This is a genomic window from Roseateles saccharophilus, from assembly GCF_031458095.1.
Classification (GTDB): Bacteria; Pseudomonadota; Gammaproteobacteria; order Burkholderiales; family Burkholderiaceae_C; genus Pelomonas; species Pelomonas saccharophila_A.
This window is the reverse complement of sequence record NZ_JAVDXU010000002.1, coordinates 86,703-112,562: the sequence shown is the minus strand read 5'-3', so window position 1 is coordinate 112,562 and position 25,860 is coordinate 86,703. Positions and strand designations below refer to the sequence as shown.

Sequence of the window (25,860 nt, the reverse complement as noted above, 5' to 3'; positions counted from 1 at the left end):
GCAGCCTCACAGGTTGGCGGGGTCGCAGTCCGTGATGGCCGCGCTGCCGGGTGGTTCGCAGCGGTAGGCGGTGGCTTCGAAGCGGCATTCGCGGTGCGACGGTTTCGGCGAGCTCGCCTCGCCGTCCCGCGTCTGATGGCTGATCTGGTCGGTGAGGCGAAGCCGGCGCCAGCCCGAGGTCTGCGGATCGAGCAGGCTCAATGTAGTGGTCGCTTCGTCCCAGGGATCCTGGCCGATCACCCCCAGCCCGGCGTCCTGCCAGCTCATGGCCTGGCAGAACACGGGCCGCAGGCGCCGGCCCTCCGGCACATAAAGGCGCAGCGCGCCGCCCGAGTGGTTGTTGGCCGCACTGCTGGAGCGGTCGCTGCTGAAGCGCAGCCCGAGCGCGCGAACCCCCGCTTTGAGCCAGTACGGCGCGAGGTCCAGGCTCAGGCTCTGGCCGGTCAGCCAGGTGGTGGCGTCTTCCTGCAGCGTCGCGCGGTGGCTGCTCAGCGCCTTGCCGCGGGCCGGGTCCACCAGGGCGACGACGACCTCCCAGGCCTGGTCGCTGTTGCTGCCGCTGCCCGGCCTCTCAAAAGCCATCACCGCTGCCGTGACACGTCCGGGGCCGGCGGGCCAGGGTCGGCAATCGCTGGCTGCGACGTCGCCGCGGATCCTGCTCTTGCCGCCCACCGCGCGCAGCGCTGCTTCGATGTCTTCGGGGCAGGCCTCACCGGGGCCCGCCTGGGCCAGGCCGGCACAGGCCGCCATCAGCAGGATGGCGGCCCGCTTCATCCAGCCCGGGCGCTCTTCACCAGCGCCTCGATGCGCGGCGTCGCATTGATGGCCACCAGTTCGATCTGCGGATTGGCCTTGGCGAAGACGCGGAACAGCTCGTCCGTGAAGCCATGGCCGACGTCGGTCACGCCGTCGAAGTCGATCTCCGCGCGCTTGAAGCTGCTGAGCCGCGAGCCGACGCGGCGGGCCTGGGCGCGGGAATCGAGGGCCTGGCCTTCGCCGGCCAGCAAGCGCAATTGCACCCGGGTCTGGTCGAACTCGATGCCGTCGCCGGCCAGGCTCCAGGCCTCCATGATGCCGTCCAGGGTGCGCGTCGTGTTCAACGCGATGGCCATATAGATGCTGCTGCCCTGGCGGGGCAGGGCGCGGCCCTTCTTCCAGCCGGCGCTTTCCCAGGCGCGGCGCTGGTAGGCGGTGTTGTTGGCGTGGATGTCGAAGACGTCGGCCAGTTGCGAGCTGAAGAACAGGCCGCGGCCGGTGTGGGCGTCGGGGGAGCTGGTCAGCCGGCCCTTGCTGAGCTCCAGCATGGCGTGCTGGGGGTCTTCGAGGGCGAAGGCACTGCAGATCTTGTCGAAGACGCCGATGCCGTCGTCGCTGACGAGGAGCTGCACATGGGTGGGCGTCTGGCGCAGCGACACGGTGACGCTGCTGCCGCCGGAATGGTCGGCCGCGTTGTTCACCAGCTCGGTGAAGCCGTGCTGCACCATGCGCTCGACATGCCGGGGCAGGGCGAAATGGGGGGCGAAGTCGCGCTGCCAGGGCAGGTCTTCCTGCAGGCCGTAGAGGGTGTAGCTGCGGGCCACCTGGCGCAGGGCGCCGGGGGCGAAGACGGGGCGGCGGCCGGAGCCGGTGCGGGTCAGCCAGCCGGCGTCGACCAGGCGCTTCAACGCCGACAGCACGGCCCGATGGCTGGCCCCGGTGCGCTCCTCGATATGGGCCGCCAGATCCAGCGAATGCTCGCTCGCGGCAGCCGTGATCCAGTTCGTCAGGTGGTCGAACACCAGTCTTGTCATGCCGCGCATTGTGCTGACTACTTCAACTGCGGGGGGTGGGGTCGCTACCGACTCCATAGAATCCCCAACCAGTTACGGCGCGGTTACAGCCTAGGGTGCATGCCGCAGTCGGCCCAGATTTCTCAACTCCACCGGGGACATCCCATGCCTCTCGTTTCCATGCGCCAGTTGCTGGACCACGCCGCCGAAAACGGCTACGGCATCCCAGCCTTCAACGTCAACAACCTGGAGCAAGTGCAGGCCGTCATGGCCGCGGCCGACGAGGTCGGTGCACCGGTCATCCTGCAAGCTTCGGCCGGCGCCCGCAAATACGCCGGCGAGCCCTTCATCAAGCACCTGATCCAGGCCGCCTGCGAAGCCTTCCCCCACATCCCCCTGGTCATGCACCAGGACCATGGCACCAGCCCCAAGATCTGCGCCGGCGCCATCGACCTGGGCTTCGGCTCCGTGATGATGGACGGCTCGCTGATGGAAGACGGCAAGACGCCGGCCTCCTTCGACTACAACATGGAGGTGACGCGCAAGGTCGTCGAGATGGCCCACAAGGTCGGCGTCACCGTCGAGGGCGAGCTGGGCTGCCTGGGCAACCTCGAGACCGGTGACGCCGGCGAGGAAGACGGCATCGGCGCCGAAGGCAAGCTGGACCACAGCCAGATGCTGACCGACCCCGAGGAAGCCGCCGTCTTCGTCAAGGCGACGCAGCTGGACGCGCTGGCTATCGCCATCGGCACCAGCCACGGCGCCTACAAGTTCAGCCGCAAGCCCACCGGCGACATCCTGGCCATCGGCCGCGTCAAGGAAATCCACGCCCGCATCCCCAACACCCATCTGGTGATGCACGGCTCGTCCAGCGTGCCGCAGGAGCTGCTGGCCATCATCAACCAGTACGGCGGCAAGATGAAGGAGACCTTCGGCGTGCCCGTCGAGGAGATCCAGGAAGCCATCAAGCATGGCGTGCGCAAGATCAACATCGACACCGACATCCGCCTGGCGATGACGGGCGCGGTGCGCAAGTTCCTGGCCGAGAACCCTGACAAGTTCGACGCCCGTGAGTGGCTCAAGCCCGCCCGCGAGGCCGCCAAGATCATCGCCAAGGAGCGCTACATGCAGTTTGGCTGCGAAGGCCAGGCCGCCAAGATCAAGGCGCGCACCTTGAGTGACATCGCCGGCGCCTATGCCCGCGGCGAACTTGCGCAAAAGGTTCAGTGACGCGTCACTGCTTCACCTACGGCTCGCTGATGTGGGCCGACATCATGGCCCGCGTCTGCGGGCGTGAATTCGCCAGCGAGCCGGCCTCGCTGGTCGGGCATGCGCGCCACCCGGTGCGCGGCCAGGACTACCCCGGCTTGCAGGAGTCGCCCGGCAGCCGCGTGCCGGGGCGGCTCTACCTCGACGTGACGCAGGACGCCTGGGCGCGGCTCGACGCCTTCGAAGGCGAGGAATACGAGCGCGCCGACATCGTCGTCACCCTGGCTGACGGCGGGACTCTGCCGGCCCAGGTCTATCGGTTTCGCACCGCCTTCGCCGACCGCCTGCTGCCCGGCGACTGGGATGTCGCCGCTTTCGAACGCGAAGGCCGGGCGCGCTTCATGGCCCGTTACATCGGCTTTGGATTGATCTCGCCGCGCTGAGCGGCAATAAGCCACGTTTGCGTCGGCGCACCCCCTGTGTGCGGGGTCACAATGCATCGACATAACCCCTCGGTAGTTGAGGGTGGGAGTGTCGGATGGACGAGCTGGCCGGGATCGTCGCGCGGGCAGGGTTCCTGCCCCACGGCTATTGCTTTCAGTGGTCGCCGGGCCTGCTCTGGACCATGGTCAGCGCCGACCTTGCCATCGCGCTGGCCTATTTCTCCATCCCGCTGGCCATCGCCAGCTATGCCCGCCGGCGTCCCCAGGTCAACCTGGGCAGCATCGCGACGCTGTTCGCCATCTTCATCTTCGCCTGCGGCGTGACCCATGTGCTGGATGTCTGGACCATCTGGCGCCCCGACTACGAATTGCAGACGGCCGGCAAGGTCTTCACCGCCTGCGCCTCGGTGCTGACGGCGGCCGTCGCCTGGCGGCTGATGCCCACCCTGCTGGCCCTGCCGTCCATCGATGAGATGCGCGCCAGCAACGAGGCCCTGCGCCGCGAGATGGACCGTCGCCGCAGCGCTGAGGACCATCAGCTGGAGGCCGAGCAGAGCCTGGCCGCCACGCTGGCGGCCATCGATGCCGGCTTCATCACCACCGATGGCGAGGGCCGCGTCACGCGCATCAACGCGGTGGCCGAGCGCATCACCGGCTGGCCGGCGGGGGAGGCTTTGGGTCGCTCGGTCTGGGAGGTCTTCCAGCGCGAGGGCATGCCGCGCGACCTGATGGCACGCAAGCCTGTGGATGTCGTGCGCGAGGGTGGTTTGCGTCGCCAGGCCGTCTGCGTCGCGCGTGACGGCAGCCAGCGCCCCGTCGAGATCCATGCCGACCTGACCCACCATGCCGACGGCCGCGAGCGCGGCGTGACCATCGTGTTTCGCGACATCGGCCGCCTGACCGAGGCCGAGGCCGAGGTGCGCCGCCTGGCCGCCGTCGTCGAGTCCTCCGCCGATGCCATCGTCGTGAAGTCGCTGGACGGCCGCATCACGAACTGGAATGCGGCGGCCGAGAAGATGTTCGGCTACACGGCCGCCGAGGCCGTCGGCCAGCCGGTGCAGATGTTGATTCCGCCCGAGCGCGAGGCCGAGGAGATGGGCATCCTGGACCGCATCGCCCAGGGCCAGCAGGTGCCGCCCTTGCGCACCGTGCACATCGCCAAGGACGGCCGGCGTGTCGAGATCTCGGCCCAGGTCTCACCGCTGCGCGATGCGACGGGCCGCATCATCGGCGGCATCAAGTCGGCGCGCGACCTGACCCACCAGCGCCAGATCGAGGCCGCGCTGCGCCAGAGCGAGGCGCGCCTGCGCTTCGCGCTGGAGTCGGCGGCCATCGGTGACTGGGAGCTGGAACTGGACAGCGGTGCCATCCACCGCTCGCGCCGCTATGACCAGTGCTTCGGGCTGCCCGCCACCACCGGCCCCTGGGACCGCGAGCGCATGCTGGCCGCCGTCCATGCCGACGACCGCGCGATGGTGGAGGCAGGCCTGGCGACCCTGCCCGAAGGCCATAGACCCTGGCATGCCGAGTTCCGCGTCGTCTGGCCGGACGACAGCCTGCACTGGCTGCGGCTGGACGCCCGCGTCACCCATGACGACGCCGGCGCGCCGCGCCTCGTGGGTATCGCCGCCGACGTCACCGCCATGCGCACCGCCGAGCAGGCCCGCCAGCAATCCATCTGGCTGGCCGCCGAGAACCGCCGCGTGCAGGAATCGAGCCGGCTCAAGAGCCTGTTCCTGGCCAATATGTCGCATGAGCTGCGCACACCGCTGAATGCCGTCATCGGCTTCGCCGACCTGCTGACCATGGGCGCCCACCCGCCGGACTCGCCGCGCCAGCGCGAATGGCTGCAGCACATCGCCAGCAGCGGCCGGCATCTGCTGACCATGATCAACGACGTGCTCGACCTGTCCAAGATCGAGGCCGGCAAGATGGACTTCCATGCCGAGCCCGTCGAGCTGCCGGCCCTGGTCGACGACGTGATGGCCACCGTCGCCGTACTGGCCGAGCAGCGCGGCCTGGGGCTGAAGTCCTCCATCGAGCCCGGCCTGCACGGCCTGGTGCTGGATCCGGCCCGGCTCAAGCAGGTGCTGCTGAACTATCTGTCCAACGCCATCAAGTTCACGCCCACCGGCGGCCATATCGAGCTGCGCATGCTGGGCGAGGGGCCCCGGCTGTGGCGGCTGGAGGTCGAGGACAGCGGTATCGGCATCCCGCCCGACCGCATCGGTCATCTCTTCGTCGAGTTCCAGCAGCTCGACGACGGCCTGACCAAGCGCCACCAGGGCACGGGACTGGGCCTGGCGCTGACGCGTCGCCTCGTCGAGGCCCAGGGCGGCCGGGTCGGCGTCTACAGCGAGCCCGGTCGCGGCAGCCGCTTCTATGCGGTGCTGCCGCGCCAGCCCCTGGATGCCGACGCGCCCCAGGGACGGCAGCAGCTCATCGCGCTGCGCGACCATCCGCTGCGCGACGGGGTTGCGCGCGAGCTGTCCCAGGCCGGTGTCAGCGCCGACACCGCAGCCACTGCCGGCGAGGTGCTGCGCCTGACGCGGGTGCGCCGCTACACCGAGCTGGCCATCGACCTCAGTCTGCCGGATGCGCCGGGCCTGTCGCTGCTGGCGGCGCTGCGCAGCGGCGGGCCTTCCATGCATGCGGCCGTCAAGGCGCTGGCACTGACGCCGCCCTCTGGCGCTGGCGTCGCTTTCCCGGTGGCCGACGTGCTGGCCAAGCCGCTGCGCCGCTCGGCCCTGGCCCGCGCCCTGGTGCCGCTGCGCGACCGGCTGGGCCCGGGCCGGCCCGTCCTCGTCGTCGACGACGAGGCGAGCTCGCGCGAGCTGATGTGCGCGGCCCTGCAGTCCAACGGCATCGAGGCGGTGGCCGCCGCCAGCGGTGCAGAGGCCCTGCAGCGCCTGCCGGTCCTGCAGCCCGCGGCCCTGGTGCTGGACCTGATGATGCCGGGTCTGGACGGCTTCCAGGTGCTGCAGGAACTGCGCGGCGACCCGCGCTGGGCCGAACTGCCGGTCATCGTCTGGACGGCGCTGACGCTCAGCGTCGAGGAGATCGCGGCCCTGTCCCGCTCGGCCGTGGCCATCGCCAGCGCCGGCGAGGCTCACGCCCTGGCCGAGGTGCGAGACGCCCTGCTCAAAGCCGCCCGCCAGGACCGCCGCGGCCGGCGCCGCAGTGTCGGGAGCTGAACATGGCCGGTGAACGCATCCTCATCGTCGACGACAACGAGCTCAACATCGACCTCGCCCAGTACGTGCTGGAGGCCGAGGGTTTCGTCGTCGACCGCGCCCTGCATGTGGACGAGGCCTGGGCGCGCCTGCGCGCCTACCGACCCGACCTGGCCCTCATCGACATCCAACTGCCCGGCGCCGATGGCCTGAGCCTGGTGAGGGCCATCAAGGCCACGCCCGACCTCGCCGACCTGCTCGTCATTGCCTTCACGGCCTATGCCATGCCGGGGGACGAGCAGCGCTTTCGCGCCGCCGGCTGTGACGGCTATCTGACCAAGCCCATCGACGTCCACTCGTTCGCGGCCACCGTGCGCGGGTATCTGGGCACCTAAAATCCCGGCGCCTTCCCCCTGAGCCGCGCCGCCATGCCCCAAGCCCTGTACGAATCCAGCCTCACCTCCCTTCCCCTGCTCGGCCGCGGCAAGGTGCGGGAGAACTACGCCGTCGGCGACGACCGCATCCTGATGGTGGCCAGCGATCGCCTGTCGGCCTTCGACGTCATCATGGGCGAGCCGATTCCGGGCAAGGGCGCGCTGTTGACGAAGATGGCCCTGTTCTGGTTTGACAAGCTGGACGGCATCGTCCCCAACCACCTGACCGGCGAGGATCCCCTCTCCGTCGTCAGCGGCGCGGAGCGCGAGCAGATCCGCGACCGCGCCATGCTGGTCAAGCGCTTGAAGCCCCTGCCCATCGAGGCCGTCGTGCGCGGCTACCTGGCCGGCAGCGGCTGGGCCGAATACCAGCAGAGCCAGAGCGTCTGCGGCGTCAAGCTGCCCGCCGGCCTGCGCAACGCCGACAAGCTGCCCACGCCCATCTTCACGCCCGCCACCAAGGCCGAGATGGGCGACCACGACGAGAACATCAGCTTCGAGCAGGCCGCCGACATCATCGGCGCCGACCTCGCCGCCCGCGTGCGCGACATCTCCATCCAGCTCTACCAGCGCGCCGCCGACTTCGCGCTGACCAAGGGCATCATCATTGCCGACACCAAGTTCGAGTTCGGCCTGGACGCCGACGGCACGCTGACGCTGATGGACGAGGTGCTGACGCCCGACTCGTCGCGCTACTGGCCGGTCGAGAGCTACGCGCCGGGCAGCAACCCGCCCAGCTACGACAAGCAGTTCGTGCGCGACTGGCTGGAGGCCGTGCGAATCGACGGCCAGCCCTGGGGCAAGAAGGCGCCCGCGCCGGCCCTGCCGGCCGAAGTCATCGCCAATACCGTGCAGAAGTACGAAGAGGCGCTGCAGCGTCTGACCGCATGAGCAGCAGTGGGCCTGTGAAGCTGCGCAGCCGCCTGGCGCAGAAGCTGGATGGCGAAATCGCCGCCGCAGCGGCCATGCCGGCGCGCGCCGCCGTGCTGCAGGCCCAGCGCGCCATCCTGTGGCTGCGCCATGGCCGCGAGGCCGAGGCCCGCGAGGAACTCAAGCGGCTGCAGGCCCGCGCCCTGGTGCATCCGCGCGTCGAGCTGGCCGCCTGGCTGCATCTGGCCGAGGGCCTGACGGCTTATTTCAGCGCTTTCGGCGGCGGTGCCCGCGAACGCGTGCGCCGGGCCCAGGTCATGGCCCAGGCGGCCAAGCTGACGGCCTTGCAGGCCCTGTGCGACGCCTGGCTGGCCCAGATGGCCTTCGTCGACCGCGACATCGACCGTCTCGTCGCCCATGCCGCCGCCGTGCTGGCCGCCCCGGCCGACAACGCCGCCGCCTGTCGCGTCGCGTCGGCCCTGGGCATGGCCTGGGATCTCGCGCTGGGGGCCCAGGACGAGGCCACCGCCTCCGCCTGGTATGCCTGGGGCCGCCGTGCCGCCAGCGCCGAGGGCGACGACGCCGGCCTGGCGGCCCTGCTCTACAACCAGATGCAGATGCGCGCCCTGCGCATCCGCCACGCCGCCCTGGCCGGCGAACCCGGCGAGGCGCCGGCCGTGCTGCTGGGCGTGGACTCCATCGGCCATTTCGACGATGCCGTCGGCGGTTCGGCCCGCGCCGACCTGACGCCCCTGCTGCGCGGCCAATTGCTGACCGTGCAGGGCGACTTCGCCGCCGCTGCGGCCCTGCTGGAAGCCCATCTGCCCGAGGCCGTGGCCTCGGGTCTGGCCCGCACCGGCGTCAGCCTGCTGGCCGACCTGGCCTGGTGCTGGGCCAATACCGGTGACGTGCAGCGCGCCCGGGCCCTGGCCGACCAGGCCGCGGTCGAGGTGCTGGCCGAGGACGCCGCCCACTGCGACCTGGACGAATGCGCCGCCCTGCACGCCCGCCTGGCCCAGGTCTACGCCAAGCTGCGCGAGGACGGCCTGGCCGCCCGCCATGGCGACGCCGCCCAGGCCGCCTGGGGCCATGACGCGGCCCAGCGCCGCCTCTGGGCCGAGCGCCTGAGGTCCGCAGGATTGGGTACTCCGGCACGCTGACCGGGCTTTTTCCGGGGTCTCGGCGCAGCCCGGCTGGGGTACCCTCGCCGGCCTATGACCGCCGACTCCCGCGACGACGAAGCCATCAACGCCCTGCCGGTGGGCACCCGTTTTGGCGAGCTGGAAATCACCGGCACCCTGGGCGTGGGCGGCTTTGGCATCGTCTATCTGGCGCGCGACCATTCGCTGGAGCGCGAGATCGCGATCAAGGAATACATGCCCAGCCAGTTCGCGCAGCGCGACGGGCAGTCCCAGGTCTCGGTGCGTTCGGTCTCCATGAAGGAGACCTTCGAGCTCGGCCGGCGCAGCTTCGTCAATGAAGCCAAGCTGCTGGCCCGCTTCGACCACCCGTCCCTGCTGAAGGTCTACCGCTTCTGGGAAGCCAACGGCACCGCCTATATGGCCATGCCCCGCCTGGTGGGGCAGAACCTGCGCGAGGCCCGCAAAGCCCGCCCGACGCCGCCGCCCGAAGCCTGGGTGCGGCGCATCTTCGACGCCGTCCTCGGCGGCCTGGAGACCCTGCACGCCCAGCATGTCTGGCATCGCGACGTCGCGCCCGACAATATCTTCATGCCGGCCGACGGCAGCCCGCCCATCCTGCTGGACTTCGGCGCCGCCCGCCAGGCCATCAGTGACAAGACCCAGGTCTTCACGGCCATCCTCAAGCCCAGCTTCGCCCCCATCGAGCAATATGCCGAGGCGACGACGCTGCGCCAGGGCCCCTGGACCGACTTCTACGCCCTGGCCGCGGCCATGCACGAGCTGCTGACCGGCCGCCCGCCGCCGCCGGCCACGGCCCGCGCCATGGGTGACGAGCTGGTGCCGCTGGCCGTGCCCGGCTATTCCCCCGCCTTCCTGGCCGGGCTGGACTGGGCCCTGCGCGTAGCGCCCCACCAGCGCCCGCAGACCGTTGCCGACTGGCGCGAAGCGCTCGACGGCCGGGCCAGCGTGCCGCCGCCCCAGGCCCCTCAGGCGCGCACGGTGGCGCCCACGCCGCCCGCGCCCGCCGAGCCGCTGGACCTCGAATTCGCCGACACCATCCAGGGCCCGGCGCTGGACGAGGAAGACGACGCCACCGTCGTCGTGCCGCTGCGCAAGAAACCACCGCCGCCGCCACCCCCCCCCCCGGCGCCCAAGCCGACCAAGCAGCCACCGGCCGGCCCTGCGCCCGTCGCGGCGTCGGCGCCTGCCTGGCGCGTCCCCGCCATGGCTGGCGGTGGTGTGCTGGCCGCGGTGCTGCTGGGCCTGTTCGTCATGCAGCTGCGCGGCAAGCCGGCGCCGCCCGAAGTCGTCCAGCCCGAGCCGGCCGCCTCGGTGGCCGCCCCGGCGGCTGCGCCCACGCCGGCACCCGCACCGGCTCCAGTGGAGCCCGTCGCGGCGCCGCCCAGCGCGCCCGCCAGCCAGCCCAGTCTCGTCCCCGTGCCGGTCAAGCCCGTCGCGGCGCCCGCGAGCGCCGTCGTGCGCACGCCCCCGGCCTCCGCGCCGGCGCGCCGCGACGCGGCGTCCAAGCCGATGATCACCGAGAGGGCGGGTGAGGTCAGGCCCGTGCCGCGCAGCCCGGTCGTCGCGGCCCCCGAACCGGCGACGACCGCCAACACGACGACCGCCCCGCCCAAGTCGGCGCCGGCCTCGGCCACGCCGGCCGAGCCGCCAGCGCCGAAGACCGCGGGTGAGGCCTGTGGCGGCCGCGTGCTGTTCGCGCGCGCCTGGTGCATCGACCGCCAGTGCGAGAAGCCGATCTACAAGGACGACCCCGAGTGCGTGAAGCTGCGCGACATTCGCAACAGCCGCGCCAATCACTAGGTCAGAACAGCGCCATCGACAGCTTGCGCCGGTACTGGTCGATCAGCGGGTCGCTGTGCACGACGGCGGCCTTGCCGGCGAGCTCCAGCGTGCCGCTCTTGGCCTCGACCGCGGGCTTGGGGGCCGGCTTGGCCAGCAGCTCCAGGATGGCCACATAGGTCTTGCGCGCGGCCTCGCCGTTCCAGGCCTTGTCGCGCATGATGATTTCCAGCAGCTCGTCCATGGCTTCGGTGAAGCGCTGGCCAGCCAGGTGCAGTTGGGCCAGCGTGAAGCGGGCGTCGAAGTCGCGCTTGTTCGCAGCTATTGATCCCTGCAGGGCCACCGGGTCGGCGCCGGCGCTGGCATCGAAGGCGGCCAGCCAGGTGGCCAGGGCGGCCAGACGGGGCGAGGGCACCAGCGTGTCGGCGGCCTTGGCGGCCACAGGCGCAAAGGCGGCGCGGGCGTCATTGAGCAGGCCCAGCTCCAGCAGGGCCTTCACATAGTCGAAGCGGGCGGCGTCGTTGGACGGGTCGGTCTGCACCGCGTGGGCCAGCTTGGACAGGGCAGCTTCCAGGTCGCCGTCGGCCATCAGGTCCTGGGCGTCGGCGAGGTCGGCCTCGGCTTCCAGCTCCTCGCCCGGCGGCACATGCTTGTCGAGGAATTCGCGGATCTGGGCCTCGGGCAGGGCGCCGACAAAGCCGTCCACCGGCTGGCCGCCGGCGAACATCACGCAGAAGGGGATGCTGCGCACGCCGAACATCTGGCTCAGCTGCGAGGCGATCTCGGGCACCTCGTCGCTGTTGAGCTTGGCCAGCGTGAAACGGCCGGCGTAGGCGGTTTCCAGCTTCTCCAGGATGGGGCCGAGGGTGCGGCAGGGGCCGCACCAGGGCGCCCAGATGTCCAGCAGCACCGGCTGGTTCTGGGAGGCGACGATGAGTTCGGCTTCGAAGTTCTGGAGGGTGATGTCGATCATGGCTGAGGGTAGTTGCGGACACGCCACCTACAATTCAAGGCTTTTCTGAGCCCCGGAGCGCGACCTTGTCCACCCCAGCCCCCCAGAACCCGGACGCCGTCATCGGCATCGTCATGGGCTCCAGCAGCGACTGGGAGACGATGAAGCTAGCGGCCGAGATTCTGACCGAGTTCGGTGTCGCCTTCGAGGCGCAGGTCGTGTCGGCCCATCGCATGCCCGACGAGATGTTCGCCTATGCCGAGGCCGCGGCCGGCCGCGGGCTGAAGGCCATCATCGCCGGCGCCGGCGGTGCCGCCCATCTGCCGGGCATGCTGGCCGCCAAGACGACGGTGCCGGTGCTCGGCGTGCCGGTTGCCAGCCGTCACCTGCAGGGCGTCGATTCCCTGCACTCCATCGTGCAGATGCCCAAGGGCATCCCGGTCGCCACCTTCGCCATCGGCAATGCCGGCGCCGCCAATGCGGCGCTGTTCGCGGTGGCCATGCTGGCCACGGGCGACGCGACCCTGCTGGGCAAGCTGAATGCCTTCCGCACCCGCCAGACCGAAGTCGCCCGCGCGATGAACGAGGAACTGCGCTGATGACGTCCCTGCTTCCCGGCGCCGCGACCCTGGGTGTGCTCGGCGGCGGCCAGCTCGGCCGCATGTTCGTCCACGCCGCCCAGGCCCTGGGCTACCGCTGCATCGTGCTGGACCCCGACGCCATCAGCCCGGCCGGCGCGGTCGCCGAGAAGCACATCAAGACCGACTATCTGGACTCCTTCGGCCTGGCCCAGCTGGCGCGCGACTGCGACGCCATCACGACCGAGTTCGAGAACGTGCCTGCCGTGGCCCTGGAGACCCTGGCCGGCATGCGCACGGTCGCGCCCGCGGCGGCCGCCGTCGCCGTCTGCCAGGACCGCGCCGTCGAGAAGGCGCATTTCGAGGCCGCCGGCGTGCCCTGCGCGCCCCATGCCGTCATCAGCAACGAGATCGAGCTGGCGGCCGTCGATCCCGGCCTGCTGCCCGGCATCCTGAAGACCAGCCGCATGGGCTATGACGGCAAGGGCCAGGTGCGGGTCGCCAGCGCTGCCGAGCTGGCCCAGGCCTGGGAAGGGCTGAAGCGGGTGCCCTGCGTGCTGGAGCAGTTGCTGCCGCTGAAGTTCGAGCTCAGCGTGCTGGTGGCGCGCGGCGCCGACGGCCAGATCGTCAATTTTCCGGTGCAGCAGAACCTGCACCGCGGCGGCATCCTGGCCGTCACCGAGGTGCCGGCGCCCGATGTGCCGGCCGAGGTGGAGAAGCTGGCCATCGCCGCCGCCCGCCAGGTCGCCGCGGCGCTGAACTACGTCGGCGTGCTGTGCATCGAGTTCTTCTGGCTGGAGGACGGCCGCCTCGTCGTCAACGAGATGGCGCCGCGCCCGCACAACTCCGGCCACTGGACCATGAATGGGGCCGACGTGTCGCAGTTCGAGCTGCAGGTCAGGGCGCTGGCCGGCCTGCCCCTGCCCGAGCCGCGCCAGCATTCGGCCTCGGTCATGCTGAACCTGCTGGGCGACCTGTGGTTCTCCGACGAAGGCGGCCCGACGCCGCCGGCCTGGGACCGGGTGCTGGCCCTGCCGGGTACGCATCTGCATCTGTACGGCAAGGCCGACGCCCGCCATGGCCGCAAGATGGGACACCTGAACATCACGGCCGAGACGCCTTCTGGCGCCCATGCCGTCGCCGTCCAGGCCGCGGCCATCCTGGGCCTGCCGACCGACTTCTGATGCTGCTGCTGCCCGGCAACGATCCCGAAGCCATCCAGGCCGCCGCCCGGCGCCTGGCGGCGGGCGACTTGCTGGGCCTGCCGACCGAGACCGTCTACGGCCTGGCGGCGCGCGCGGATGAGGACGCGGCCGTCGCCAGGATCTTTGCCGCCAAGGGCCGGCCGAGCGATCACCCGCTGATCGTCCATGTGCTGGACGCGGCCGGGGCCGAGCCCTTTGCCGACCACCTGCCCGCCACGGCGCGGCGGCTGATGGAAGCCTTCTGGCCCGGTCCGCTGACCGTCATCGTGCCGCGCAAGCCAGGTGTGGCCACGGGCGCCGCCGGTGGCCAGGCGACCATCGCGGTACGCGCGCCAGCCCACCCGGTCGCCCGAGCCGTGCTGGCGGCGGCCCGGGAGCTGGGCGTCCAGGGCGTGGCCGCCCCGAGCGCCAACCGCTTCGGCCGCGTCAGCCCGACGCTGGCGAAACACGTCGTCGAGGAATTCGGCCCCGAGCTGATGGTGCTGGACGGCGGCGCCTGCGAGGTCGGCATCGAGTCCAGCATCGTCGACTGCAGCCGCGAACGTCCAGCCCTGCTGCGGCCCGGGCTGATCAGCCGCACCCGTATCGAAGCGGTGCTTGGCCAGGCGTTGGCCGAGCCCGACGCCACTGCCCCCAAGGCCTCGGGCACGCTGGCCGCGCACTATGCGCCCAGTGCCCATGTGCGCCTGCTGGACGCCCAGCAACTGGCTTTACGTTCAGCCACAGCGGCCGCCAGCGGGGGGCTGGAGGGGGTGGCGGTATATTCACGCGCCCAGTTGCCGGCGTGGCGCTGGCAGGCCATGCCGACCGACCCGGCGGCAGCGGCCCACGAACTGTTCGCGGTGCTGCGGGCCCTGGATGCGGCCGGCGCCCGCGAGATCTGGGTCGAGGCGCCTCCGCGCGACCCGGCCTGGGATGGGGTGCGAGACCGGCTCAGCCGGGCCGCCGCCGCCTTTGCCGATTGAATGTTTCCTGTCCTGAGTTGATCGTCATGCAACGTGTTGTGTCCCAGAAATTGAAGCGCGGCCTGACCCTGGCCGCGGTTGCAGCCGCCGCGCTGATCGCCGGCTGCGGTGGGGGCAGCACCCAGCAGATCGACCCCTTCTCGCCCACCCGCGCCATCGCCTTCGGCGACGAGATGGGCACCATCCTGCAAAGTGGCAAGAAGTACACGATCAATGGCCTGAACGCCGACACCAAGCTGCTGGACTGCAGGCTCAGCCCGAACTGGAGCCAGATCCTGGCCAGCGGCTTCGGCTTCGTCTACCCGCAGTGCAACGTCGATTTCGTCGCCCTGCCCCAGGGCATCATGTATGCCGCCCCCGGCAACAAGGTGGCCGACGTGCGTGACAAGATCGACCAGCACCTGTCCAACGACCGCTTCGGCCCCAAGGACATCGTGGCCATCATGGTCGGTGTCAACGACATCCTCGAGCTCTACCGCCAGTTTCCGGCCCAGAGCCGCGATTCGCTGATCAATGAGGCCAAGGCGCGCGGCAAGCTGCTGGCCGACCAGGCCAACCGCATCGCCAACGCCAACGGCCGCGTGCTGGTGGCGACCATCTTCGACGTCGGCCTCACGCCCTTCGGCCAGAGGGAAAGGCAACAGCAGACCGACATCGACCGGGCGATCTTCCTGAACGACCTGAGCTCGGCCTTCAACACGTCCCTGCGTCTGAACCTGCTGAATGACGGTCGCCTGATCGGCCTGGTGCTCGTCGATGAGACCATCCAGCAGATTGCGCGTTTCCCGGCCGCCTTTGGCTACACCAATGTGGTGGATGCCGCCTGCCGCACCGACATCGCGCCGCAGGACTGCACGACCGAGACGCTGGTAACCGACGCGAACGCGTCGCAATGGCTGTGGGCCGGCGACCTCCTGCTGGGCCCGAGCGCCCAGCAGCGCATCGGCACGCAGGCGCTGTCGCGCGCCAGGAACAATCCGTTCTGACGGCGGCCCGCGGCCGCCATCTCAGGCGGTGGCCGTGCGCAACTCGCGGCGCAGGATCTTGCCGACGTTGCTCTTGGGCAGCTCGTCGCGGAACTCGATGAACTTGGGCCGCTTGTAGGCCGTCATCTGCTGGTTGCAGTAGGCCGCCAGGTCTTCCTCGGCCAGGGCCGGGTCGCTCTTGACGACGAAGAGCTTGACCGCTTCGCCCGACTTGGGGTCCGGCACGCCGATGGCGGCGCATTCCAGGACGCCCGGGTGCATGTTGACGACCTGCTCGATCTCGGTCGGGTAGACGTTGAAACCGCTGACCAGGATCATGTCCTTCTTGCGGTCGACGATGCGCACATAGCCGCGCTCGTCCATGATGCCGATGTCGCCGGTTTTGAAGTAGCCGTCGGCGCACATGACGTTGGCGGTCTCGTCCGGCCGCTTCCAGTAGCCGGCCATGACCTGCGGGCCGCGGATGCAGATCTCGCCGCGCTCGCCGATGGCGACGTCGTTGCCATCGTCGTCGCGGATGGCGATCTCGGTGGATGAGATGGGCAGGCCGATGCTGCCATTGAAGGCGCGCTGGTCCAGCGGGTTGATGGTGGCGGCCGGCGAGGTCTCGGACAGGCCATAACCCTCGACGACCGGGCAGCCGGTGACCTTGAGCCATTTCTCGGCCGTGGCCTGCTGCACGGCCATGCCGCCGCCGTTGGAGATGACCAGCTCGGAGAAGTCCAGGCGCGAGAAGCCCGGCTCGGCGGCCAGGGCGTTGAACAGCGTGTTGACGGCCGGGAAGATGTGGATCTTGTGGCCGCGCAGCGTGTCGATGAAGCCGGGGATGTCGCGCGGATTGGGCACCAGGATGTTGAGATGGCCCATGCGCGCGCCGAGCATGAAGCAGGCCGTCAGCGCGAAGATGTGATACAGGGGCAGGGCGCAAACATTGGTGAACTGCATGTTCTGGTCGGGCAGCTTGGCCAGCATGGGCTGGAACCAGGCCTCGACCTGCAGGATGTTGGCGACGATGTTGCGGTGCAGCAGGGTCGCGCCCTTGGAGACGCCGGTGGTGCCACCGGTGTATTGCAGGAAGGCGACGTCGTCGGGGCCGAGCTCGGCCTTCTTCAGCGTCAGGCGCTCGCCGTGGCGCAGCGCCTCGTTGAAGCGCACGACGGTGCGGCCGTCGCCCACCGGCAGGCGGAACTCCGGCACCATCTTCTTCAGGTGGCGCACGGCGAAGTTGATGAGCGGGCCCTTCCACCAGTTCAGCAGGTCGCCCATGGAGGCCAGCACCACATGCTTGACGTCGGTGGCGTTGATGACCTCGGCCAGGGTGTGGGCGAAGTTCTCCAGCACGACGATGGCGCGGGCGCCCGAGTCCTTGAGCTGGTGCTCCAGCTCGCGCGGCGTGTACAGCGGGTTGACGTTCACGACGACGAAGCCCGCGCGCAGGATGGCCGCGATGGCCACGCCGTACTGCAGCAGGTTGGGCATCATGATGGCGACGCGGTCGCCCTGCTTGAGCCCCTGGGCCTGCAGCCAGGCGCCGAGCTGGGTCGACAGCTGGTCGATCTCACTGAAGCGCATGCGCTGGCCCAGGCAGATCGCGGCGTCGCGCTGGGCGTGCTTGCGGAAGGCCTCGTTGAGCAGGTCCACCAGCGAGCCATAGACGCGGGTGTCGATCTGCGCCGGCACGCCGGCCGGATAGCTGGCCAGCCAGGGCTTGGCGCGGGATGTCACTTCGGTGACTTCGGCAAGGACGGCGGTCATCGGCGGGCCCCTCTGGCGTGCGCTGCAGTGAAGCCGACGATCTTGGGACGCGCGGTTACATCAAGCTAGGGGAGTTGCCCTAACGCGCCAGCATCCGCGCGAAACAAAGCGCGTGCGAGTGTGTCTTCGCGCTGTCGCACAGTGGACAGGAACTCGTCGGCGCCGCGCATGGCGCGGAAGGTGTCGAAGCCGCTTTCGAGGAAGGATTGCAAGGCGCCCAGGCCCGCCATCTGGGCCGGGCCGCGCATCAGCTTCAAGGTCTGGCGCAGCAGCGGCTTGCGCGTCAGCTTGTCCAGGGATTGGCCGACGGCCATGGTCAGCTCGATCTGCTGCTGTCGCGAGGCCGGCTCGCCGCAGGCGCGCCAGGCGATGCCGTAGTCCTGTGCCGTGATCTGCGGCGCCAGCAGGTGCTCGGCCATGCGCGTGTCCAGGTGTTCGGACAGGGCATGCAGGCGCGCCAGCCTGGCGACCGTGTCGACCACCTCCTCGGGGAAGAGGCGGGTCAGGGTCGGGATGACGCGGGCGAACTGGGCGTCGCGCTGGCGGTAGTCGTCGGGGCCGTAGAGCTCCTGCAGGAAGAAGCGCGTGGCGGCTTCGTAACGCGGGTTGGCCAGCAGGTCGGCATAGGTGTGCGCAAAGCGCTTTTGCTGGAAGGCCTTGAGGGCCTGGACGCGGGCCTGGAGCTCGGGGTCGGCGGCGCGGCGGGCGCGCTCGGCGTCGACGGCGCGCAGCTCTTTCAACAGGGATTCGGCGCTGGGATGGTCCATGGGTCGGCGGAATTCTGCCTTCCTACACTGGGCCGATGAACGGACGACTGCAAAGGATCTGGGTGCTGCTGAGGCTGGCCGTGGCGCTGGCCGTCGGCTGGCGCTTCGGCTGGGCCTGGGGAGCGCTGACGCTGGGCCTGCACGCAGCCATCCTGGCGGGCGGCTTCCTGCAGTTGCGCTGGGTCAACCGGCCGGCGCCGACCTGGGGGCAGCTGTTGCGCGCCTGGGCCCGTGAGGTGGTCGCCAGCGAATTGGCCTTCTCCTGGCGCCAGCCCTGGCGGGAATGGGCCGAGCCCGACCACCTGCCGGCCGGCGCCGGGCAGGGCGTGCTGCTGGTGCACGGCTTCTCGTGCAACCGCGGGCGCTGGAATGGCTGGATGAAGCGGCTGCGCCAGCAGGGCATCGCCTTTGTCGCGCCGTCGCTGGAGCCGGCTTTCGGCAGCATCGAGGCCTATGCCGACGAGATCGAGGCCGGCGTGCAGCGACTGAAGGCACACACGGGGCGCATGCCCGTCCTGTGCGCCCACAGCATGGGCGGCCTGGCGCTGCGGGCCTGGTGGCGCCGCTTCGGCGCGGGCCACGAGGCGCCGCATGTCATCACGCTGGGATCACCCCACCAGGGCACGCGCATGGCGGCGCTGGGGCTCGGGATCAACACCCAGCAGATGCGCCTGGGCAATGCCTGGCTGGCGGCCCTGCCTGGACTGCCGGACGTCGACTGCTTCTGGACGCCCTGCGACCAGATCGTCAACCCCGCGGAGCGCGCCATCCTGGCCGGCGCGCGGGCGCACCGGCTGGATGGCGTGGGCCATATGGGCCTCGTCCACTCGGAAGAGGCCTGGCAGTGCTGTCAGACCGCCTTGGCTTCGTCCTTGGTGTCGGTCAACACGCCGCGGCGGATCTGATCCAGCTCGATGCTCTCGAACAAGGCCTTGAAATTGCCCTCACCGAAGCCCTCGTTGCCCTTGCGCTGGATCAGCTCGAAGAAGATCGGGCCAATGACTTCCTTGGTGAAGATCTGCAGCAGCAACTCGTTGTCGGCGCCCAGGTGGGTGGCGCCGTCGATGAGGATGCGCAGGCGGCGCAGCTCGTCGACCTTCTCGCCGTGGTTGGGCAGGCGCTTGTCGATGAGGTCGAAATAGGTGTCGATGGTGTCCTGGAACACGACGCCGGTGTTCTTCATGCCCTCGACCGTGCCGTAGATGTCGGTCGTGCCCAGGGCCACGTGCTGGATGCCTTCACCGTGGTAGAGGTCCAGGTACTCGGCGATCTGGCTCTTGTCGTCGGAGCTCTCGTTGATGGGGATGCGGATCTTGCCGCAGGGGCTGGTCATGGCCTTGCTCTTCAGGCCGGTCAGCTTGCCCTCGATGTCGAAGTAGCGCACCTCGCGGAAGTTGAAAAAGCGCTCGTAGAACTCCGACCACTCCTTCATGCGGCCGCGGAAGACGTTGTGCGTCAGATGGTCGATTTCGGTCAGGCCATGGCCGACCGGGTTGGGATCGACGGGCTGGCCCTGGGCGTCCAGCAGCGGCACGAAGTCCACGTCGTAGATCGAGATATTGCCGATGGCGCCGGCCTTGGCGCCGCCCTTGCCCTGCCAGCGGTCGACGAAATAGATCAGCGAGTCGCCAATGCCCTTGATGGCCGGGATGTTCAGCTCCATCGGGCCGGCCTTGTTGTCAAAGCCCCAGGCGCCCAGTTCCAGTGCCCGCTGGTAGGCGTGGGCGGCGTCCTGCACGCGGAAGGCGATGGCGCAGATCGACGGGCCGTGCAGGCGCGCGAAGCGCTGTGCGAAGGAGTCGGTCTCGGCGTTGATGATGAAGTTGACGCCGCCCTGGCGGTACAGGGTCACGCTCTTGTGGCGATGCTTGGCCACGGCCTTGAAGCCCATGGTCTCGAACAGCCGGCCCAGGCCGGCCGGGTCCGGCGCCGCGAACTCGATGAACTCGAAACCGTCGGTGCCCATGGGGTTGTCCCAGGGAGTGAACTTGGCCATGAATGTCTCCAGCGCCAGCGGCGGGTGCAAAACGAAAATTCTGCGGCGCGGATCGCGCAGGTTTCATGCAATCTTCGGCGTTGAATTCACATGCAACGCAGGAAGTATGCAAAATTGGCCCCATGGAAGCTGTTCTCGAGCTCGATGCCATCGATCGCCGCATCCTGCGCGCTTTGCAGCAGGACGGACGCCTCACCTACGACGCCCTGGCGGGCGAAGCGGGCCTGTCCTCGTCCGCCGTGCTGCGCCGCGTGCGCCGGCTGGAAGAGGCGGGCGTCATCGCCTCCTATGTCGCCCTCGTCGCGCCGGAGCGCATCGGCCTGGGCCTGACGGCCTATATCAATGTCAGGCTGGAGAAGCAGACCGACAACCCGCTGCGCAATCCGCGCGACCTCTTCCGCGCCGCCGTGCAGACCTGGCCCGAGGTTGTCGAATGCGCGGCGCTGACCGGCGAGATGGACTATCTGCTGCGCGTGCTGGTGCAGGACATGCAGCATTACGCCCGCTTCATCAGCGACACCCTGCTGATGCACCCCAGCGTGCAGGACTGCAAGACCAGCTTCGTGCTGGAGCGACTGAAAAACACCACCGCCGTACCGGTTTGAACCGCTGAGGAGGCGGCCGGTATTCACCGGCCATGGCCAGCCTGCACCCTCCCTCGTCGCCCGACGCCGGCGCCATGCTGGGCTGGCTGCCGCGGCTGCGGCTGTATGCGAGAGCGCTGCGTCGCAACCGCGAGGACGCCGATGACCTGGTGCAGGACACGCTGGAGCGTGCCTGGTCGCGCGCCGGCCTGTGGCAGGGCGTGGGAGACATGCGCACCTGGCTGTTCAGCATCATGCACAACCTGCATGTCGATGCGCTGCGGCGCGGCCGCCTGGATGTCGTCGAGCTGGACGAGCACATCCCGGAGATCCCCGTCGCCGCGACCCAGGCCGAGCGCCTGGCCCTGCGCGACCTGCACAAGGCCCTGGTGGCGCTGCCGGTGGAGCAGTGCGAGGTGCTGCTGCTGGTGGGGGTGGACGGCATGGCCTATGCGGAGATCGCCCAGGCTCTGGACATTCCCATCGGCACCGTGATGTCGCGCCTGTCGCGCGGCCGCGACCGCCTGCGCGGGCTGATGCTGGAGCAGGAGAGGCGGCCTCATTCCTGAGGCCGCGTCGCCATAATCCCGCGCCAGCACCGCTGCGCCGGCCGCCGTCACCCCGACGCCGGCCGCCGACGGCTGGCCTGACCCGGGAGCCCCATGCCTGCTTCTCTCGTTCGCCGCATCGTCATCGTGGGCGGTGGCACCGCCGGATGGATGGCGGCCGCCGCCTTCTCCAGGCTGCTGGGCCCCGGCTACGACATCCGCCTGGTCGAGTCCGACGAGATCGGCACGATCGGCGTGGGCGAGGCGAGCATTCCCTATCTGGCGGACTTCAACGCCGCCTTGGGGCTAGACGAGAACGAATTCCTGCGCGCCACCCAGGGCACGTTCAAGCTCGGCATCGAGTTCGTCGACTGGGCGCGCCTGGGCGACCGCTACACCCATGCCTTCGGCCAGGTCGCCATGGACATCGGCGCGCTGGCCTTCCACCACTACTGGCTGCGCCTGCGCATGAACGGGGACTGCCGGCCGCTGGGTGTGTTCTCTCTCAACGCGCTGGCGGCCAGCCAGGGGCGATTCATGCGCGCGCGGCCCGACCTGCCGAACTCGCCGCTGGGCAACATCGCCCACGCCTTCCATTTCGATGCCGGCCTGTATGCGCGCTTCCTGCGCGGCTTTGCCGAGCAGCGTGGCGTGCGGCGCGTCGAGGGCAAGGTCGTCGAGGTGAGGCAAGGCGAGGACGGCGGCATCGCCGGCGTGCAACTGGAGAACGGGGATGTCGTCGAAGGCGATTTCTTCCTCGACTGCTCGGGACTGCGCGGCCTGCTGATCGAGCAGACCCTGAAGGCCGGCTACCACGACTGGCGCCACTGGCTGCCTTGCGACCGCGCAGTCGCGGTGCCGTGCGCATCGGTGCAGCCGCTGCTGCCCTACACGCGCGCCACCGCTCGACCGGCAGGCTGGCAATGGCGCATCCCGCTGCAGCACCGCATCGGCAATGGCCATGTGTTCTCCAGCCGCTTCATGAGCGAGGACGAGGCCACGGCCCTGCTGATGAGCAAGCTCGACGGCGAGCCGCTCGCCGAGCCACGCTGCATCCCCTTCGTGCCGGGCCAGCGCAAGCGCTTCTGGATCAAGAACTGCGTGGCCCTGGGGCTGGCCGCCGGCTTCTTCGAGCCCATCGAGTCCACCAACATCCACCTCATCCAGACCGCCATCATGCGAGTGCTGGCCCTGCTGCCGCGCGCCGGCATGGACGCCGAAGACATCGACGAATACAACGCCCAGACCCAGGCCGAGTACGAGCGCATCCGCGACTTCGTCATCCTGCATTACCACGCCACCGAGCGCGACGACTCGCCGTTCTGGACGCAGTGCCGCACCATGGCGGTCCCCGACACGCTGCGGCGCAAGATGGCCTTGTTCCGCAGCAATGGCCGGCTCTTCCACGACGGCAAGGAGCTGTTCGCCGACTCCAGCTGGCTGCAGGTGCTGATCGGCCAGCGCATCGATCCGCGCGGCTATCACCCGCTGGCCGACGGCATGGCGCTGGATCAGGTGCAGGGCATGGCCGACAGCATCGAGCAGCTGATGCGCCGCTGCGTCGAGTCGATGCCAACGCACGAGGCCTTCATCAAGGCCGAATGCTCGGCGCTGCGGCCCTAGTCGAAGTCGTGCAGCAGCTTCAGCGCGTGGGCTTCGCTGAGGTTGAGCAGCTCGGCGATGTCGTGAAGATCGTCCGGCACGCCGGCATCGTCCCAGCCGCGCGCGGTGTGACGGGCCAGCCGCACGGCCAGCTGGACGCAGCGAATCTGCGGGTCGCGGGCGTCCTTTTCGCTGGTGATGCGCGTCAGCAGATCGGGCAGGCGCCAGCGCCGCATCAGGGCCTGCTCCAGGTCGGCCAACTCGATGCCCAGCACCTGGCGCTGGGCGACCGTGCTGCGCAGATGGCGGTCGGCCTCCTGCAGGGCGGCGATCTTCAGCGCCAGCTCGGGCGCATGGACCCACAGCAGCATCTCGGCGAAGTCGTGCAGCAGGGCGGCGCTGTGGATGATGGCGGCGTCGGGGTCGGCACGATGGGCGGCAAAGCCCAGCGCGAAGCGAGAGGCACGTTCGGCGCGCTGCATGACGCGTGACAGCCCCAGCAGGGCCTCGTCGTTGTCGCCCAGCACGGACTCCAGCGTCGGCTGCGGGCCGAAGTCGCGGAAGAAGGGCGTGATGCCCATCAGCACGATGGCGGCGGTCACCGTCTCGGTATCCGCCATCAGCCGGCCGCGCCTGAGCTCGCTGGCATGGGCCAGCACCTTCAGCGTCATCAGCGGGTCGCTGGCGATCATCTCGCCCAGGCCATGGGCATCGACGTCATCCTCGGTCGCGCGCATATGCTCCAGCGACTCGGCCGTCTCGGCCAGCACGGGAATTTCGGCCCCCGCGAACGCGTTCACCCAGGCATCCAGGCTGGACAGCGGTGAGGTCAGGCGCAGGCGGGCGGACATGATGGCCCGATGCTAGGCCTGGGCGGGGCCGCCTGCTCGTCGGAGGCGGCCCCGTTTTGAGGCCTATTTCCGCTGTCCGCCCCGCATCAGTGCCGGGGTATTCCGGGCCGAGCGCTGGGCCTGCCATGGGCCAGAGGCTCTTGGCCTTCCGTAGGCACAAGCAGTCCGCAGGGACTGCTTGCGTCCGACTTCAGTTCCCGAGCCGGCCCGCCTGGCGATGTGCTTGCCGGTCGATACGGCAAGCATCGCCATCCCCACGGACGAGGGGCTCCATCTGCTACAGCCTGCGCACGCCTTCCAGCTGGGCGGTCAGCTTGCCGTCGACATAGAGCGCCCCTTCGGGCGCGCCGGCTTCGGCGTAGAACTCCAGGTGGCTGCGCGCACGGCGGCGGCGGTAGGCCGGCGAGAACACCAGGCGGATGGCGCGGGCAGCGCGCTTGACGCGCTTCCAGCGTTGGGCCCAGGCGGCATGGGTTTCGGCGGCGTCGGGGCCGCGCACTTCGATCAATCTCATGAGGGTCTCCTTGGCACCTGGCCGGCGGCCCTCATCACATGGATCGGATGAGGCGCGGGCGGTGCACGTGATTCAGGGGCTGTCGTCGGGGAAGCGGTCGCGCAGCAGGCGTCGCAGCTCGAGGCGGGACTGCTGGCGCTGGGCATGGGCGCGGTGGGCGCTCTGGTGGGCACCGGCCTGGCGTTTCATGGCCGGGACCACCAGCGGATTGCGCGGCTTCAGCGCCTTGATCTGCAGGGGACGGGGAGAGGTGAATTGGGGCATGGCGTGCTCCGGTTGGGACCGCTCGCGGGCGGCGGGCAATGCAGCGGCTTGGCCTGTGAAGGGCCCGGCGTTTGCATGAAGGTGGGAGTGCCCGGGGCTTGCTGCTCGAGGCAAGCGGGCCGGGCGGTCAGGGGACTTCGGGGTGTGTGACCTCGCCGTGACGCGGGGACTTCTGCATCACGACTTGCGCAAATGATAAACAAACGTTGCTCTTGCGCAAGCGGTTTTTATCCAACACCCCTAACGTAGAGGATGCGGTCCGTCCAGTGACGGATGCGTCTGGGCTTCAGCGTTTTTTGGGCTTGAGCGGTGCGATGCCGGCCTGCAGCCTGCGCCACTCGTCCAGCTCAGCCTGCGGGCTGGGTGCGGCCGCCTTGGGCGCCGGGCGCGGCGCGGCGGCAGGCTCGGGTGTGAGCACTTCGCCAAGCAGGTCCAGCAGCCGCGTGCGGGCGCGCTGCGGGTGGCGGCGGTAGTAGGTCAGTACCAAGCCAATGATGAAGCGCTCGTCATCGTCCTGGGGCACGCTGGAGTTGTCTGCCGGCGCGGCGGCCGGCGCCAGAGCCGCGGCCATGGAGGTCAGCGGGGCAGGCGCTGCGGCCAGGCCATGCTCGATATCCATCCAGCCCGGCGGCTTGTGGCAGAGCTGCTCGAACTGGCGCGCCAGGCGCTCGCCGATCTGGCGCGCACGGCCCTTGATCTGGCTCCAGTAGCTGGGCTGGATCTGCAGTCGTTCGGCAAAGCGCCGCTCCAGGCCACGCAAGGTGGCCGCATCGGCATGTTTGACGGTGGCGCTGACGAACTCTTCGAACAGCCGCATCGCGTTGTCCAATCGGATCTGCGCGACGTCGCGGGGGGCGCTGGGCATGGGCGGCAATGATAAATGAGCCTTCACCAAGAAGGCGTCGTCCGTAGGAAGGCACCGACCGGGATGCGGTCGTAGTTCCTACGGCAGTCCCTTGCGGGGGCGCCCATATTCGTCAGATCCCCCACCCGATCAGGAGATTTGACATGCACGCTTCCGACAGCACTCTCATCGCCATGGAGAAGAAGTTCTGGCAGTCCATGGTGGACGAGGACACCGATACCGCCCTGGGCATGTTGAACGAGCCTTCCTTGATGGTCAGCTCCCACGGCGCCATGCAGTTCAGCCATGACCAGTACCGCCAGATGGCCGAGCATGGTGACATGGTCATCAAATCCTTCGAACTCAGCGACATGCAGGTCATGCACCCGAGCGAGGACACGGCCGTGCTGACCTATCGCGCCAAGCAGGAGCTCGCCCCGCGAGGCGACAACGCCAAGACCATCAAGCAGGAGATGGCCGATTCGTCGGTCTGGATGCGCAAGGCCGGCGAATGGCTGTGCGTGATGCACACCGAGACCGAAATCGCCGACGGCGCCAAGAAGAAGCCGGCTGCGAAGAAGGCCAAGTCGGCCTCCCACTGAGGCGCTT

26 protein-coding genes are annotated in these 25,860 nt (G+C 69.5%); 16 read left to right on the top strand and 10 right to left on the bottom strand.

The features are described from left to right. Positions 1-6: 6 nt before the first annotated feature. Positions 7-774: a PA3715 family protein gene (locus tag J2X20_RS13120; RefSeq protein ID WP_310265401.1), complete on the bottom strand. Its 768-nt coding sequence runs from the start codon at positions 772-774 to the stop codon at positions 7-9. Beyond that, positions 771-1,790 carry an STAS-like domain-containing protein gene (locus J2X20_RS13115; protein WP_310265398.1) on the bottom strand — a complete coding sequence of 340 codons (1,020 nt, stop codon included), beginning with the start codon at positions 1,788-1,790 and terminating at the stop codon, positions 771-773. The genes J2X20_RS13120 and J2X20_RS13115 overlap by 4 nt, the downstream gene beginning before the upstream one ends. Before the next feature lie 144 nt (positions 1,791-1,934). Here J2X20_RS13115 and fba point away from each other — a divergent pair, with 144 nt between their 5' ends. The 7 genes from fba to J2X20_RS13080 all read left to right on the top strand — a co-directional run bounded on the left by fba (position 1,935) and on the right by J2X20_RS13080 (position 10,861). Beyond that, positions 1,935-2,999, top strand: a complete 1,065-nt coding sequence (fba, locus tag J2X20_RS13110) for a class II fructose-bisphosphate aldolase (protein WP_310265395.1) — start codon at positions 1,935-1,937, stop codon at positions 2,997-2,999. Next, complete coding sequence (locus J2X20_RS13105) at positions 2,996-3,421, top strand: gamma-glutamylcyclotransferase family protein (RefSeq protein WP_310265393.1); 426 nt, start codon at positions 2,996-2,998, stop codon at positions 3,419-3,421. The genes fba and J2X20_RS13105 overlap by 4 nt, the downstream gene beginning before the upstream one ends. Positions 3,422-3,516: 95 nt before the next feature. Further along, positions 3,517-6,615: a PAS domain S-box protein gene (locus tag J2X20_RS13100; RefSeq protein WP_310265391.1), complete on the top strand. Its 3,099-nt coding sequence runs from the start codon at positions 3,517-3,519 to the stop codon at positions 6,613-6,615. 2 nt (positions 6,616-6,617) lie between these two features. After that, positions 6,618-6,989 (top strand): response regulator, encoded by a 372-nt coding sequence (locus tag J2X20_RS13095; protein ID WP_310265389.1) that lies wholly within the window; start codon positions 6,618-6,620, stop codon positions 6,987-6,989. A gap of 33 nt (positions 6,990-7,022) precedes the next feature. Then, positions 7,023-7,919 (top strand): phosphoribosylaminoimidazolesuccinocarboxamide synthase, encoded by an 897-nt coding sequence (locus J2X20_RS13090; protein ID WP_310265387.1) that lies wholly within the window; start codon positions 7,023-7,025, stop codon positions 7,917-7,919. Positions 7,920-7,933: 14 nt separating this feature from the next. Beyond that, positions 7,934-9,058 (top strand): hypothetical protein, encoded by a 1,125-nt coding sequence (locus tag J2X20_RS13085; protein WP_310265385.1) that lies wholly within the window; start codon positions 7,934-7,936, stop codon positions 9,056-9,058. Positions 9,059-9,112: 54 nt separating this feature from the next. Further along, complete coding sequence (locus tag J2X20_RS13080) at positions 9,113-10,861, top strand: serine/threonine protein kinase (RefSeq protein ID WP_310265383.1); 1,749 nt, start codon at positions 9,113-9,115, stop codon at positions 10,859-10,861. A gap of 1 nt (position 10,862) precedes the next feature. On the opposite strand, the gene J2X20_RS13075 is transcribed toward J2X20_RS13080, so the two are convergent. Next, on the bottom strand, positions 10,863-11,813 hold the full coding sequence (locus J2X20_RS13075; RefSeq protein ID WP_310265381.1) for a tetratricopeptide repeat protein: 951 nt from the start codon (positions 11,811-11,813) through the stop codon (positions 10,863-10,865). A 113-nt stretch (positions 11,814-11,926) separates the two neighbouring features. Between J2X20_RS13075 and purE the strand changes: the two genes are divergently transcribed. Genes purE through J2X20_RS13055 form a run of 4 tightly spaced genes read left to right on the top strand, consistent with a single transcriptional unit; the run spans position 11,927 to position 15,526 of the window. Beyond that, positions 11,927-12,391 carry a 5-(carboxyamino)imidazole ribonucleotide mutase gene (gene purE, locus J2X20_RS13070; protein WP_310267822.1) on the top strand — a complete coding sequence of 155 codons (465 nt, stop codon included), beginning with the start codon at positions 11,927-11,929 and terminating at the stop codon, positions 12,389-12,391. Then, positions 12,391-13,554 (top strand): 5-(carboxyamino)imidazole ribonucleotide synthase, encoded by a 1,164-nt coding sequence (locus tag J2X20_RS13065; RefSeq protein ID WP_310265380.1) that lies wholly within the window; start codon positions 12,391-12,393, stop codon positions 13,552-13,554. The genes purE and J2X20_RS13065 overlap by 1 nt, the downstream gene beginning before the upstream one ends. After that, positions 13,554-14,540 (top strand): L-threonylcarbamoyladenylate synthase, encoded by a 987-nt coding sequence (locus J2X20_RS13060; RefSeq protein WP_310265379.1) that lies wholly within the window; start codon positions 13,554-13,556, stop codon positions 14,538-14,540. The genes J2X20_RS13065 and J2X20_RS13060 overlap by 1 nt, the downstream gene beginning before the upstream one ends. Before the next feature lie 26 nt (positions 14,541-14,566). After that, positions 14,567-15,526 carry an SGNH/GDSL hydrolase family protein gene (locus tag J2X20_RS13055; protein WP_310265376.1) on the top strand — a complete coding sequence of 320 codons (960 nt, stop codon included), beginning with the start codon at positions 14,567-14,569 and terminating at the stop codon, positions 15,524-15,526. 21 nt (positions 15,527-15,547) lie between these two features. Here the strand turns inward: J2X20_RS13055 and J2X20_RS13050 are convergent, their stop codons facing one another. Together J2X20_RS13050 and J2X20_RS13045 are read right to left on the bottom strand one after the other, a co-directional pair. Next, complete coding sequence (locus J2X20_RS13050) at positions 15,548-17,281, bottom strand: long-chain-fatty-acid--CoA ligase (RefSeq protein ID WP_310265375.1); 1,734 nt, start codon at positions 17,279-17,281, stop codon at positions 15,548-15,550. A gap of 65 nt (positions 17,282-17,346) precedes the next feature. After that, complete coding sequence (locus J2X20_RS13045) at positions 17,347-18,048, bottom strand: DUF8198 family protein (protein WP_310265373.1); 702 nt, start codon at positions 18,046-18,048, stop codon at positions 17,347-17,349. Positions 18,049-18,083: 35 nt separating this feature from the next. Here J2X20_RS13045 and J2X20_RS13040 point away from each other — a divergent pair, with 35 nt between their 5' ends. Beyond that, complete coding sequence (locus J2X20_RS13040; RefSeq protein WP_310265370.1) at positions 18,084-18,953, top strand: esterase/lipase family protein; 870 nt, start codon at positions 18,084-18,086, stop codon at positions 18,951-18,953. Here J2X20_RS13040 and hppD read toward each other — a convergent pair. Then, entirely contained in the window at positions 18,899-20,044 is a 1,146-nt protein-coding gene (hppD, locus tag J2X20_RS13035) for a 4-hydroxyphenylpyruvate dioxygenase (RefSeq protein ID WP_310265367.1), read from the bottom strand. The two genes, J2X20_RS13040 and hppD, sit on opposite strands and share 55 nt — an antisense overlap. A gap of 122 nt (positions 20,045-20,166) precedes the next feature. Here hppD and J2X20_RS13030 point away from each other — a divergent pair, with 122 nt between their 5' ends. The 3 genes from J2X20_RS13030 (at position 20,167) to J2X20_RS13020 (ending at position 22,799) form a co-directional block, all read left to right on the top strand. Beyond that, entirely contained in the window at positions 20,167-20,649 is a 483-nt protein-coding gene (locus J2X20_RS13030; RefSeq protein WP_310265365.1) for an Lrp/AsnC family transcriptional regulator, read from the top strand. Positions 20,650-20,681: 32 nt separating this feature from the next. Beyond that, complete coding sequence (locus tag J2X20_RS13025) at positions 20,682-21,197, top strand: RNA polymerase sigma factor (RefSeq protein ID WP_310265364.1); 516 nt, start codon at positions 20,682-20,684, stop codon at positions 21,195-21,197. Positions 21,198-21,290: 93 nt separating this feature from the next. After that, positions 21,291-22,799, top strand: a complete 1,509-nt coding sequence (locus J2X20_RS13020; protein ID WP_310265362.1) for a tryptophan halogenase family protein — start codon at positions 21,291-21,293, stop codon at positions 22,797-22,799. Here the strand turns inward: J2X20_RS13020 and J2X20_RS13015 are convergent. The 4 genes from J2X20_RS13015 to J2X20_RS13000 all read right to left on the bottom strand — a co-directional run bounded on the left by J2X20_RS13015 (position 22,796) and on the right by J2X20_RS13000 (position 25,272). Further along, the gene (locus tag J2X20_RS13015; RefSeq protein WP_310265360.1) at positions 22,796-23,629 is read right to left on the bottom strand and encodes an HDOD domain-containing protein; all 834 of its coding nucleotides are present in this window, start codon (positions 23,627-23,629) and stop codon (positions 22,796-22,798) included. The two genes, J2X20_RS13020 and J2X20_RS13015, sit on opposite strands and share 4 nt — an antisense overlap. 277 nt (positions 23,630-23,906) lie before the next feature. Further along, a complete protein-coding gene (locus J2X20_RS13010) occupies positions 23,907-24,143 on the bottom strand; it encodes a hypothetical protein (RefSeq protein ID WP_310265358.1) in 237 nt (78 codons plus the stop codon). Between the two features lie 72 nt (positions 24,144-24,215). Continuing rightward, complete coding sequence (locus J2X20_RS13005; RefSeq protein WP_310265355.1) at positions 24,216-24,407, bottom strand: hypothetical protein; 192 nt, start codon at positions 24,405-24,407, stop codon at positions 24,216-24,218. A gap of 286 nt (positions 24,408-24,693) precedes the next feature. Then, positions 24,694-25,272 carry a hypothetical protein gene (locus J2X20_RS13000; protein ID WP_310265354.1) on the bottom strand — a complete coding sequence of 193 codons (579 nt, stop codon included), beginning with the start codon at positions 25,270-25,272 and terminating at the stop codon, positions 24,694-24,696. A gap of 143 nt (positions 25,273-25,415) precedes the next feature. Between J2X20_RS13000 and J2X20_RS12995 the strand changes: the two genes are divergently transcribed. Next, complete coding sequence (locus tag J2X20_RS12995) at positions 25,416-25,853, top strand: nuclear transport factor 2 family protein (RefSeq protein ID WP_310265353.1); 438 nt, start codon at positions 25,416-25,418, stop codon at positions 25,851-25,853. Positions 25,854-25,860 lie beyond the last annotated feature (7 nt).